Below are 12740 nucleotides of genomic sequence, written 5' to 3'. Positions count from 1 at the left end.
GACAGGCACGGTGGTGCCCACTCGGCCGACGTACCTGACGCCTCGGCCGACGGGGGCGACTTCTCGGCGCTGACTAGGCTTCGCGGAGTTAAGCTCCGTGTCCATCAGCAGCGGGCGCTCTCCGCCCTGGGCGCGGCCTGGGACGCGGGGCGTTCGCGGGCGTGGGTGGTGCTGCCGCCGGGGGCCGGGAAGACGCTCGTCGGGCTGGAGACGGCACGCGATGCGATCGCGGACGGCGCCAAGGTCGTCGTACTCAGCCCCAACACGGCCATCCAGGGGCAGTGGCTGCGGCAGGCGGCCGCGCTGGGGCTCTCGGCGTCCTCGTCGCGGGATCTGGAGGCGCCGCTGACCTCGCTGACCTACCAGTCGGTCGCGGTCTTCGGTGACCCCGACGACGAGGCGGAGACCGGGGAGAGCCACCTGGCCAGGCTGCACGACAACGGCCGGGCGCTGGTCTCTGCCCTGCGATCCGCCGGACCGCTGCTGCTCGTGCTGGACGAGTGCCACCACCTGCTCGAGGTCTGGGGCGAGCTGCTCGGCGAGATCCTCCTGCTGCTGCCGGACGCGCGGGTGCTGGGGCTGACCGCGACCCCTCCAGAGGCGTTGACCAAGGAAGAGTCCGCGCTGGTCGGGCTGCTGTTCGGGGAGGTCGTCTTCTCGACCTCGATCCCGGCGGTGGTGCGCGAGGGCGACCTGGCGCCGTTCGCGGACCTGGTCTGGCTGACCGCCCCCACGCCCGCCGAGCGGGAATGGCTGCGGGGGAGCGCGGAGCGGTTCGAGGAGCTGCTCACCGCGCTGACCTCGGCCGATCTGGGCAGCGTGCCGTTCCTGACCTGGCTGGACCGGCGGTACGTGTCGCGGCCGGCCGGAGCTCCGTCCTGGGCCGAGCTCGCGAAGGCGTGGCCCGACCTGGCCACGGCGGCCCTGCGGGTTCATCATCGTGGACTGCTCGCCCTGCCCGAGGGGGCGACCCTGACCGAGGCGCACCGTCGCGACCCGTCTGCCGAGGACTGGGTGGCGTTGATCGGCGACTGGGTACGCGGGCATCTGGCCGCCTCCGAGGCGGAGGCCGACCAGGAGGCGCTGGCCGCGATCAAGCAGGCGCTGCCGGCGGTCGGCTACTCGCTGACCCGGCGTGGCATCCGGGCCGGACGCTCGCCCGTCGACCGGGTGCTGGCGCGCTCGGAGGCGAAGACGACGGCGACCGCGGCCATCGTGGACCACGAGCGCCTGGCGCACGGTGACTCGCTGCGGCTGCTGGTCGTCACCGACCACGAGCGGGCCTCGGCCACGCTGCCGGTCGACCTACGTGGGGTGATCGCCGAGCAGTCCGGGTCTGCGCGGGCGGTGCTCGCGACTCTCTGCAGGGCCCACGACGACGTCCTGCTGGTCACCGGCGCCACCGTCGCCGGACCCGCGGCGACCCTCGCCGCGCTGGTCGGGCACATCGCCGAGACCGACCCCGCTCTGGCCGAGGCTCTCGAGGTCGAGCCGGGGGAGGCGTACGCCACGCTCGTGGGGCGCTGGGGGAGCCGGCAGTGGGTGGGGCACGTGACCAGGTTCTTCGAGGCCGGCGGCTGCCGGGTGCTGGTCGGCACGCGCGGGCTGCTCGGGGAGGGCTGGGACGCACGGTCGGTCACCGGGATCGTCGACCTCACCGCGGCCACGACCACGACGGCGGTCGTGCAGCTGCGCGGCCGGTCGCTGCGTACGGATCCCGCTCGGCCTGACAAGGTCGCGGTCAACTGGACCGTCGTCTGCGTCGATGAGGAGCACCCGCGCGGCGACAACGACTGGAAGCGCCTGGTCCGCAAGCACACCGGCTTCTTCGGCGCCGACGAGGACGGCTCCGTCGTCGACGGCGTCGGCCACATCGACGAGACGTTCTCCCCGTACGCCGCCCCGCCGGAGTCCGACTTCGACACCGTCAACGCCCGGATGGTCGCGCGTTCGGAGGACCGCACCGCGATCCGGGAGCGGTGGCGGATCGGGGAGCCGTACGCCGACGTCGCCGGCCGCACCGTCCGGATCCGGCTGCGCCGGGCGGGTGCGTTGCGCGTGCCGTCGGGGATGGTGCTCGCTCCCCGGCCACCGGGATTCCGGCTGCTGGAGGGCCGCGTGCCGGAGTGGCGGCTGCCGGCGCCAGTCGTCCTCGCGGTCGCAGTCCTGCTCAGCATCGGGCTGGGCCAAGCACTCGTCTCCGGCGCCGCCGGCGGGCTGATGGGGGCGGTCGGCGGCGTGGTCGGTGGATTGTGGGCCCTGTGGGCTGCGTACGTCTATCGCGACGGCACCCGGATCGCCTCCCAGCTCCGCCGACGCCCGAGCGTCGGCGCGGTCGGCGCAGCGGTCGCCGACGCACTGAACACGACCGGACAGACCTCGGTCGGTGCCGCCGGGCTCGAGATCGCGGTGGACAGCGACGGCAGCTACCGCCTCCACCTGGCCGGGGTTCCCGAGGAGGAGTCGGTGCTCTTCGCCGCCTCGCTCGAGGAGGCGCTGGCGCCGATCGCCGCGCCCCGCTACCTCGTCTCGCGCCCGATCGTGGGCGACCTGGACGCCCTCGAGAGGCTGCGGCTGGGCGTCTCGGGCAGGCACGCCGCCAACGCCGAGGCCTGGCACGCGGTCCCCACCTCTCTCGGCCGTCGCGCCGCCGACGCGAAGTCGTTCCTCGCCGCCTGGGAGCACTGGGTCGGCGGCTCCGGCCTGCTCTACACCGGCTCACCCGAGGGTGCCGGCGTCTTGACCGCCCAGCGCGGCACCGACCCCTTCGACGTCACCGCCGTCATCCGCCGCCACTGGTCCTGAGCGTCGGTTCTGGCTCCCAGATGACAGGTTTCTGGCAGATCGTGGACACCTGTGTCAGATTCCGGATCGATCCCAGACGGCGTCGATCGGTTGGCTTGTCACGTCAACCCGCCACACCATCGAAGGGACACCATCGTGACCTCCATCATCATCAGACGGACGCTCGGCTCCGTCGTTGCCGTCGGCCTCGCCGCCACCGGCGCCCTCGCCTCCGCCGGCATCGCCAACGCCGAGGTCGGCACCGGCAACATCGCCGCCTCCTCGGTCTCCGCCCAGGCGACCCAGAACTTCGGCCTCACCACGACCGAGGCCAAGGTCATCCAGGGGAAGGTGCTGAAGAAGTACGGCTACACGAGCCCGAAGTTCCCGGGCACGATCGACGGCAAGCTCGGGACCAACAGCTGGAAGGCGTTCCAGGTCTACCTGAAGAACGACTACGGCTACGCCGGCAAGATCGACGGCGACCCGGGCGAGAACACCATCAAGGCGCTGCAGCGCCTGCTCAGGCACAAGGTCGGAGCGAAGCTCACCATCGACGGTGACGCCGGGCCGAAGACGCAGGCGGCGTTCAAGAAGTACGCGACGAAGCTCAGCAAGCCCTGATCCCGTACGCCTCCTGAGACCCGGCCGCCGGCGAGATGCCGCGGCCGGGTCTCACATTTCCGCGGTCGGCGTCCAGGAGGGGAACTTGGCGGTGCGGCCGTCGCCGGAGGAGCGGCCGGTGAGGCGGCGGTGGATCCAAGGGCCGACGAACTCGCGGTAGTAGGCGAGACCGTTCTTGCCCGCGGCGGCCTCGAAGGCGAGGTCCCACCAGCCCTCGGGGACCTCGACACCGAGCGAGTCGAGGACACGGGCGGCGACGCGGTGGTGGCCCCGGGCGTTCATGTGGAGGCGGTCCTCGGACCAGAAGCGGCCGTCGGTGAGGGTGGTGTCGGGCCAGTTGTAGGCGCGTACGACATCGTCGCGATGGGCGATCCGCTGCTCGACCAGGCCTACGAGCTCGTCGCCTCGACGCTGGAAGACCTTGCCGAGCGGGAGCCGGGCCGAGGGGTTGGCGCCGGAGAGCAGGATCAGCGTGATCCCGTTGACGTCGCAGGCCTCGATCACGGGATGGAGGAAGTCGGCGATCGCGTTCGCGTCGGCCTTCGGGCGGAGCATGTCGTTGCCGCCGCCGTTGAAGGAGAGGTGGGTCGGCTTCAGCGCCAGCGCGGCGGGGAGCTGCTCCTCGACGATCGGGCGGATCAGGCGCCCGCGGATGGCGAGGTTGGCATACTCCACCGAGACGCCCGAAGCGGCCCAGCCCTGGGCGACCAGGTCGGCCCAGCCGCGTACATGACCGTCGGGCCTCTCGTCGCCGACTCCTTCCGTGAACGAGTCACCGATCGCGACGTAGCGCACTGCCTCCACGAGTCCTCCAACCCCAGTCATCCAACCCAGTAACCGATGCCAGATCCATTGCCAGCCTCTGGATTCTAGTCCGCCCGGGGTCTGACCCTGACATCCGTCCCCGGGCTGACGTCGCAGCCGCCCCGGCTCCTCTACGGTGGGTGCGTGGAGGAGTTGGTACGGCCCTGGCGGCTCGGCCCGCGCGGGCGATGGTGGTTCGACGTGCTGCTCGCCGGCACCCTGTTCCTGATCATCCCGTTCTACGCCGTCCAAGCCCTGCTCGACGGGGGCGCGGCCCAGGACGTGTCGAGCACCAACCACTTCGTCGACCTCGGGCTGGTGGTGGCCCAGGTCGTCCCGTTGCTGTGGCGTCGCCGTCATCCGGTGATCGTCTACGCCGTCGTCGCCGTCGCCTGCGGCCTCCAGGTGCTTCTCCTCGACTATCCGCTGGTCTCGCAGGTCGCCTATCCGATCGCGGTCTACTCAGTGGCTCGCTACGCCAGCCCGCGATGGGGCTTGGCTGCGCTCGCGGTCGGTCTGTTCGGGGCCGGACTCGGTGCCCATGACTGGCTGAGCGCGGTCGATACCCCTTCCAATATCGAGGTTCATGACGAACCGGAAGGCATCGACTGGAGCTCCTACATCTCGATCAGCCTCTCGCTCGCCACCTTCCCGGTGGCCGCCTGGGCGCTGGGCGCGCTGGCGCGCACGCGAACGGCGTACGTCGACTCGCTGATCCAGCGCAACGAGCAGCTGCGCCGCGAGGCCGAGCAGCGTGCCGAGCTCGGGGCGACCCAGGAGCGGGCGCGGATCGCGCGCGAGATGCACGACGTGGTGGCCCACGGGCTGAGCGTGATCGTGGTCCAGGCCGACGGCGCGCGCTATGCCGCCGAGCAGGATCCGGCCCTCGCCCCGAAGGCGCTGGAGACCGTCGCGCAGACCGCCCGTGAGGCGCTGGCCGAGATGCGGCAGCTGCTCGGTCTACTGCGCGACGGGGACACGCTGACCCGTCCACAGCCACGGCTGGGCGACATCGCGACGCTCGTCGAGGAGACCCGGGCCGGCGGCATGGAGCTGGCCGCGAACCTTCCGGAGCCGGGCCTCGCGGCGCCCGAGGGCGTCGCGCTGACCGCCTTCCGGGTGGTGCAGGAGTCGCTCAGCAACGTACGCAAGCACGCCGGTCCGGGCGCCGCGGCCAGAGTCACCGTGACGGCCGAGGACGGCAGCCTCACGATCGAGGTCACCGACGACGGCCGCGGCGCGGCCGCGGACGCCACCGCGCAGGCGGGCGGCCTCGGACTCGTCGGACTGGGCTTGGTAGGGATGGAAGAACGCATCTCCGCCCACAACGGAACGCTCGAGACCGGCCCCGCATCCGGCGGCGGCTTCCGTGTCTACGCAAGACTCCCGCTATGACGATCCGTGTCTTTCTCGTGGACGACCAGGAGCTCGTCCGAGCCGGCTTCAAGATGCTCATCGACTCCCAGCCAGACCTGAGCGTCGTCGGCGAGGCCGGCGACGGCCAGGAGGCCGTCGCCGCGCTGGGCCGGACCGAGGCCGACGTGGTCCTGATGGACGTACGCATGCCCCGCATGGACGGCGTCGAGGCGACCGGTCTGATCGCCGGCCGCCAGGGCGCACCCCGGGTGATCGTGCTGACCACCTTCGACCTCGACGAGTACGCCTTCGCCGCGATCCGGGCGGGCGCCGGGGCCTTCCTGCTCAAGGACGCCCGCCCCGAGGACCTGCTGACCGCGATTCGCACCGTGCACGCCGGCGACTCGGTCGTCGCGCCGAGCACCACCCGGCGCCTGCTGGAGCACTTCGCCGCCTCCGCGCCCGCGACCGCCGGACCGGCGGTCGAGGGGCGGCTGGAGACCCTGACCGAGCGTGAGCGCGAGGTGCTCACACTCGTCGGCCGCGGCCTGTCCAACACCGAGATCGCCGAGACCTTCGTGGTCGCCGAGGCCACCGTGAAGACCCATGTCGGCCGGCTGCTGGCCAAGACCGGCTCTCGTGATCGCGTCCAGCTTGTGGTGCTGGCCTACGAGACCGGCCTGGTCGGCCGCTGACCCCGGGCGCTAGGCGAGGTGGTGCACCGGCGCCAGGTCATAGACCGGAGTCGAGATCCCTTCGAAACGTGCCTTGAGCTGCAGCGCGAGATAGAGCGAGTAGTGGCGCGACTGGTGCAGGTTGCCGCCGTGGAACCACAGCGCCTCCTGCTGGGTCGGCTTCCACATGTTGCGCTGCTCGCCCTCCCACGGCCCAGGGTCCTTGGTCGTCTCGGAGCCCAGGCCCCAGCACTTGCCGACGCGATCGGCGACCTCCTGGCTGATCAGGTCGGCGGCCCAGCCGTTCATGGAGCCATAGCCGGTGGCGTAGACGACCAGGTCGGCGGGGAGCTCGGTGCCGTCCTCGAGAACGACGGACGTCGCGGTCAGGTGGGACACCTGGCCATGCGCGAGCTTGACCGACCCGTCGGCGACCAGCTCGGCCGAGCCCACGTCGATGTAGTAGCCCGAGCCGCGGCGCAGGTACTTCATGAACAGCCCGGAGCCGTCGTCGCCCCAGTCGTGCCGGAACCCGGCTTTCTCCAGGCGCTGATAGAAGTCGGCGTCGCGCTGGGCCATCTGCTCGTACAGCGGGATCTGGAACTCGTGCATGATCCGGTAGGGGAGCGAGGCGAAGACCAGGTCGGCCTTCTCCGTGGTCATCCCGGAGGCGAGCGCGCGCTCGGAGTAGAGGTCGCCGAGGCCGATGTCCATCAGCGTGTCGCTCTTCACGATGTGGGTCGAGGAGCGCTGCACCATCGTCACGTCGGCGCCGTGCTCGAACAGCGCCCCGCAGATGTCGAAGGCGGAGTTGTTGGACCCGATCACGACACACCGCTTGCCCTCGTACGCATCCGGTCCCGGGTGCTTGGAGGAGTGGTGCTGCTCTCCCCTGAAGTCGGACATCCCGGGCAGGTCGGGGACGTTCGGCTTGCCGGACATCCCGGTGGCCATGATGAGCTGCTTCGGGTGCAGTGTGATCTCCTCCCCGCCACGCGAGACGGTGACCGTCCACTCGCCGGCCGCCTCGTCGTAGGAGGCGCTGGTGGCCGTGGTCGAGGACCAGTAGGGCACCTCCATCACCTTGACGTAGGACTCCAGCCAGTCGCCGATCTTGTCCTTGGGCGCGAAGACCGGCCAGTTGTCGGGGAACTTCAGGTAGGGCAGGTGGTCGTACCAGACCGGGTCGTGCAGACACAGCGACTTGTAACGGCCGCGCCACTGGTCACCGGGCCGCTCGTAGCGGTCGATGACGAGAGCGGGCACCCCGAGCTGGCGCAGCCGCGCACCGAGCGCGATCCCGCCCTGCCCACCACCGATGACCACCGCGTACGGCTGCTCGGTCAGGCCCAGCGTCTCCGCCTCGGCCTGCCGCTTCTCGGCCCAGGTCACCCGGTCACGGTTGACGCCGTGCTCGGCACCCTTCGGGCGACGTACGCCGCGGGGCTCCTCGTGTCCCTTGAGCTCGTAGAGCGTGGTCAGGAACGTCCACGCCTTCGCGCTCTGCCCACCTTCTGGGCTGTCCTCGACCTTGAGGCGCAGCAGCCCGCGGCCGCGACCGATCGCGGTCTCGAAGGTGAACCAGGCGGTGGTCACCCCGTCCGCGGTCGCCTCGGGCTCCTCGAGCGCGAAGCCGGAGGGGTCGACGCGCTCCAGCGTGGCCGAGAGCAGGTCGGCGACCCCGGACGGGTCCTCGACCGTGGTGATGTTCCAGGAGAAGGCGACGAGGTCGCGCCAGAAGCTCTTCGTGGCGAAGAGGCCGGCGGCCCGGGGGATGTCGCGTTCCTTCAGGGCGGCCTCGAAGTCGGCGAGCCAGGTCTGCGCCGGGCCGCTCTGGACGGCCGGGGGAGTGGGTTCGAGTGTCTGGGTCATGCCACCAGCACACCGCCGCGCGGGCGTAGCAGAAAGGGTTGCAGCCGATTGCATGTGGCGCCGGTCACAGCGAGGACCTACCCTCGGAGTCGGAGGTGGACGCCAGATGACAGCGACCGGAGCAGTCCCGGCGGGAGCCGACCTGCCGCGCCTCGCCCGTGATCTCGTACGCGTCCACGACGCCGTCCTGTCCGGCACCCGCCCACCGAGCACACCCCGGATCCTGGTCGAGCGCTCCTGGCGCCGCGTGATGAGCATGGGCCTGGAGCCCGGGAGCAGCAACGGCAGGCGTACGCCGTCGGCAGCCGAGTGCGCGACCAGGAGGGCCCGCTCGCCGCTGGCGATGGTGATCGACGACCTGCGGGCAGTGCTGACCTCGGCAGCGGATGCGGCGACGTACCTGATGGTGGTCACCGACGCCGAGGGCGTGGTGCTGTGGCGGGCGGGCTCGGCGCGAGTCCTCAAGATCGCCGACCAGCTCGGTTTCGTCGAGGGCGCGCTGTGGACCGAGCGCGCGGTCGGCACCAACGCCATCGGCACCGCGCTGGCCGAGGCGGCGCCGGTCGAGCTCTTCTCGGCGGAGCATTTCGAGCAGGCCCAGCATCCCTGGTACTGCACCGCCGCTCCGATCCACGACCCCCGCACCGGAGCCCTGCTCGGCGTCGTCGACGTCAGCGGGCCCGCGCTGACCCTGCACCCGGCGATCGGTGCCCTGGTCGAGAGCGCGGTACGCCTGGCCGAGATGAGCCTGTGGCGCCGCCACCAGGAGTGGTTGGAGCGGCTGCGCCGCGAGACCGACCACGTCGTCTCCGGCGTCGAGGGTCCGCTGCTCGTCGTCGACGACGACGGCTGGGTCGCCCACCACGCCGGGATGGCCGCCCGCGACCGGATCGCGGCGCCGCGGCAGGACAAGATGCTGACCGTCCCGGGCCTGGGGCTGTGCCTGCCTGAGCGGGTCGGCGAGCGCGGCTGGCTGGTCCGGCCGACCTCCTCCGGCTCCTCGGGAAGCCTGACGGCCCGGCTCGATCCCGACGGCACCCTCGAGGTCGTCTCGGAGTCCGGCCGGTGGCGCACGACTCTGACCCGGCGCCACGTCGAGATCCTGACCCTCGTCGACCGGGCCGGTCCCGCCGGACTCACCGCGCGCGGGCTCAGCGAGGCGGTCTTCGGCGACGCCGAGCACATCGTCACCGTGCGCGCCGAGGTCTCCCGGCTGCGCCGCTCGATCGGCGCCCTGGTCGCGACCAACCCCTACCGGCTGGCCGACGGAGTGACGCTTACCCGGGGATGACCCCGAGCCGACCCTTGCCGATCCACCCCAGGTCGTACGCCGGGATCAGCCCCCAGCCCGATGTGGACTGACGCCTCGTGACGAGAGGCTCTGGGGCATGACACAGACCTCTGTTCCCACGATGACGGCCGCCGCCCGAGCGGTGGGCCTGACCAAGACCTACGGCAAGGGTGCGACCGAGGTGCACGCACTGCGCGGGGTCGACCTGGAGATCCGCCGCGGCGCGTTCACCGCGATCATGGGCCCGAGCGGCTCGGGCAAGTCGACGCTGATGCACTGCCTGGCCGGCCTCGACCGTCCGACCAGCGGTGAGGTGACGGTCGCGGGCCAGCCGCTGCAGAACCTCAACGACGACCAGCTGACCATCTTCCGGCGGGAGAACATCGGCTTCGTCTTTCAGGCCTTCAACCTGCTGCCGATGCTCACCGCCGGGCAGAACATCCAGCTGCCGCTGGAGCTGGCCGGCAAGCGGGTGACCGACGAGACCCGCGCCCGGGCGCAGATGATCGCCGACACCCTCGGCATCGGCCAGCGCCTGGGCCACAAGCCCTCCGAGCTCTCCGGCGGCCAGCAGCAGCGCGTGGCCATCGCCCGTGCGCTGGTCACTCAGCCCGCGATCCTCTTCGCCGACGAGCCCACCGGGAACCTCGACTCCGAGACCTCGGCCGAGGTGCTCGACCACCTACGCCGCAGCGTCCGCGAGCTCGGTCAGACCGTGGTCATGGTGACCCACGAGGCCTCCGCCGCGGCGTACGCCGACGAGATCGTCACCGTGATGGACGGATGCATCGAAGGGGTGACGCGCTGATGCGGACGGTGCTGTTCGCATCCTTGCGGACATACGCCCGCCGGTACGCCGCGGCAGTCGTGGCGGTCGTCGCGGCGGTCGCGCTGATCGTGGTGACCAACGCCCTCACCTCGGCGACGAAGTCGGGCCTTTTCGCGGGCATCGACGCGCCGTTCCAGAACGCGGTGGGCGCGGTCGACCTCCCGTCCGACGAGGTCACCGACAAGTACGTCGAGAAGGGCGGCTGGGCGCTGGCCCTCTCGATGCAGCCGGTCCGCACCGACGAGACCATGCTCGGCCAGGACATCATGGTCGGCGCGGTCTCCACCGAGAAGCGCTGGCAGTGGCAGGACCTCGAAGAAGGCCGGTTCCCGACCCGGGCAGGCGAGGCCGTGGTCGACGCCAACGCCGCCAAGACCAACAAGGTCGCCATCGGCGACACGCTGAAGGTCGGCAGCGGCGCGACCGCGGTCGAGACGACCGTCGTCGGCCTGGTGGACGCCCCGTCGATGTGGTCCTCGCCGATCTACGTCACCGGGCCCGAGCTGCAGGGCTGGGAGGACCAGTACGTCCAGGCCGTCATGACCGCTGGGACCGGCGACAAGGACGACGGCTGGCTGAGCACCGACGACTACCTCACCGAGCTGCAGACCCAGCTCAACAAAGAGGTCGACGTCGTGGCGTACATGGTCCTGATCTTCGCCTTCATCGCGCTGTTCGTCTCCGTGCTGGTCATCACCAACACCTTCTCGATCCTGTTCGCCCAGCGGATGCGCGACTTCGCGCTGCTGCGCGCGATGGGCGCGACGAAGCGTCAGGTCCTCAGGTCCGTGCGCCGCGAGGCGCTCGCCCTCGGTCTCCTCGCCTCGTTGCTCGGCCTGGTGGGCGGCGTCCTGCTCGGTTGGGGGATCGTCGCGCTGGTGCGCCAGCTCGCCGAGACCGCGCCGCTGGGCGACGTCGCCTACGAGTGGCCGTGGCTCGTGGGCGCGTTCGTGCTCGGCGTGCTCACCACGCTGGTCGCCTCGTGGCTGCCCACTCGCCGGTTGATGCGGCTGAGCCCGCTGGCCGCGCTGCGGCCGCAGGAGGGCTTCGACGTACGCGGTGCCGGGCTGTTCCGGATCGGTCTCGGTCTGGTCGTGGCACTGGCCGGCACCGCGACGATCTTCGTGGCCGTCGGCTGGGACGACGCGCAGACCGGGATGCTGATCGTGCTGCTCGGCTGCGGGGTCACCTTCATCGGCGTGATGCTCCTCGGTCCCGCGCTGGTGCCCGGCCTGGTGCGCCTGGCCGGGTCGGCGCTGGCAGTGGTCGCCGGCTCTCCGGCAAAGCTCGCCGCGGCCAACGCCGGGCGCAACCCGAAGCGCACCGCCGCCACCGCGGCGTCGCTGCTCGTCGGCGTCACCCTCACCACCGGCGTGCTCACCGGGATGGCGACCATCCGCGGCGCCACCCTGGACGAGATGGCGGAGCAGCACCCGATCGACATCGCGCTCCAGTCCGAGTCGAAGCCGCTGGCGGACTCGGTGGTCGGGGACGCGAAGTCGGTCCCGGGGGTCGCGGACGCGGTCGCCGTTCCGGGGGCGATGGCATCGGTGCGCACCGACGGCAAGCCCGTCCCGCTGCCGGTCGTCGCCCCGCCGGGCGGAGACATCGCCCTGCAGGACATGACCGTGAAGCCAGGCACGATGGTGATCTCCCCGGTGGCCGCCGCGGCCTTCGTGGAGGACGCGTTCGAAGCTTCTGGGGAGAAGGTCACGCTGGTCGTCGGCGACCGGACCGCGACGGTGACCCTGGACGTACGCGAGATCGACGGAGCCCCGCAGATCTCCGCGGCCACGCTACGGACGCTGACCGAGGACCCGCAGACGTACGCCGTCTGGGTCCGTGCCGACGCGGGCGCCGACCCGGAGGACCTGGCGGGCGCGCTCGGAGTGATCGCACCCGACGCCGAGCTCACCAACGGCAAGGGTCAGCGTGCCTGGGTCGAGCTGCAGCTGGACGTGTTCACCTGGGCGGTGATCGGGCTGCTGGCGATCTCGGTGCTGATCGCGCTGGCCGGCATCGCCAACACACTGGGACTCTCGGTGCTCGAGCGCGGTCGTGAGCACGCGCTGCTGCGGGCGCTGGGTCTGACCCGGCGTCAGCTGCGGCGGACGCTGGCCGCCGAGGCGGTGCTGCTCTCGGCCGTGGCGGCCCTCGTCGGCACCGCGCTGGGCGTCTTCTTCGCCTGGGGCGGCAGCGAGATCCTGGTCGGCGACATGCTCCCCGACGCCACCTTCGAGCTGCCGGTGCTGCAGCTGGTGGCGGTCGTCGTGGCCGCCGGCCTGGCCGGGCTGGTCTCCTGCGTGGCGCCCTCCAAGCGGGCCACCAAGGTCAGCCCGGCGGAGGGACTCGCGCTGGACTGACCGCGGGTAGCAATTTGTTGGTCTCGACACGGACTCGTTCGTTCCTCACGAGTCCGGCTCGACCGACGGGGTCGCCCCGTCGGTCGAGCCGCCGGAGCCGCTAGGCGGAGGCGTGTCGAGACCAACACGGTCGCGTAAGCGTT

General features: G+C 71.4%; 9 protein-coding genes. 7 read left to right on the top strand and 2 right to left on the bottom strand.

What is annotated here, in order from left to right:
- The coding region (locus tag ACFWQC_RS27975; RefSeq protein WP_378686009.1) for a DEAD/DEAH box helicase family protein at positions 1–2805 on the top strand (2805 nt) is incomplete at its 5' end.
- 135 nt (positions 2806–2940) lie between these two features.
- Positions 2941–3408, top strand: coding sequence for a peptidoglycan-binding domain-containing protein (locus ACFWQC_RS27970; protein WP_378686006.1), 468 nt, complete (start codon positions 2941–2943; stop codon positions 3406–3408).
- Positions 3409–3459: 51 nt separating this feature from the next.
- On the opposite strand, the gene ACFWQC_RS27965 is transcribed toward ACFWQC_RS27970, so the two are convergent.
- Complete coding sequence (locus ACFWQC_RS27965) at positions 3460–4212, bottom strand: SGNH/GDSL hydrolase family protein (RefSeq protein WP_378686004.1); 753 nt, start codon at positions 4210–4212, stop codon at positions 3460–3462.
- 144 nt (positions 4213–4356) lie between these two features.
- Here ACFWQC_RS27965 and ACFWQC_RS27960 point away from each other — a divergent pair, with 144 nt between their 5' ends.
- Positions 4357–5607 carry a sensor histidine kinase gene (locus tag ACFWQC_RS27960; RefSeq protein WP_378686001.1) on the top strand — a complete coding sequence of 417 codons (1251 nt, stop codon included), beginning with the start codon at positions 4357–4359 and terminating at the stop codon, positions 5605–5607.
- Positions 5604–6263 (top strand): response regulator, encoded by a 660-nt coding sequence (locus ACFWQC_RS27955; RefSeq protein WP_378685998.1) that lies wholly within the window; start codon positions 5604–5606, stop codon positions 6261–6263. The genes ACFWQC_RS27960 and ACFWQC_RS27955 overlap by 4 nt, the downstream gene beginning before the upstream one ends.
- 9 nt (positions 6264–6272) lie before the next feature.
- Here ACFWQC_RS27955 and ACFWQC_RS27950 read toward each other — a convergent pair whose 3' ends face one another.
- Entirely contained in the window at positions 6273–8114 is a 1842-nt protein-coding gene (locus tag ACFWQC_RS27950; protein ID WP_378685996.1) for a flavin-containing monooxygenase, read from the bottom strand.
- A gap of 106 nt (positions 8115–8220) precedes the next feature.
- Between ACFWQC_RS27950 and ACFWQC_RS27945 the strand changes: the two genes are divergently transcribed.
- The 3 genes from ACFWQC_RS27945 to ACFWQC_RS27935 all read left to right on the top strand — a co-directional run bounded on the left by ACFWQC_RS27945 (position 8221) and on the right by ACFWQC_RS27935 (position 12597).
- Entirely contained in the window at positions 8221–9405 is a 1185-nt protein-coding gene (locus tag ACFWQC_RS27945; protein ID WP_378685993.1) for a GAF domain-containing protein, read from the top strand.
- A gap of 97 nt (positions 9406–9502) precedes the next feature.
- A complete protein-coding gene (locus ACFWQC_RS27940) occupies positions 9503–10213 on the top strand; it encodes an ABC transporter ATP-binding protein (RefSeq protein ID WP_378685990.1) in 711 nt (236 codons plus the stop codon).
- Positions 10213–12597 (top strand): FtsX-like permease family protein, encoded by a 2385-nt coding sequence (locus ACFWQC_RS27935; RefSeq protein ID WP_378685988.1) that lies wholly within the window; start codon positions 10213–10215, stop codon positions 12595–12597. Before ACFWQC_RS27940 ends, ACFWQC_RS27935 begins: the two co-directional genes overlap by 1 nt.
- Positions 12598–12740 lie beyond the last annotated feature (143 nt).

It is taken from the genome of Nocardioides sp. NPDC058538, from assembly GCF_042719275.1.
Classification (GTDB): domain Bacteria; phylum Actinomycetota; class Actinomycetes; order Propionibacteriales; family Nocardioidaceae; genus Nocardioides.
This window is presented reverse-complemented; position numbering and strand designations above follow the sequence as displayed.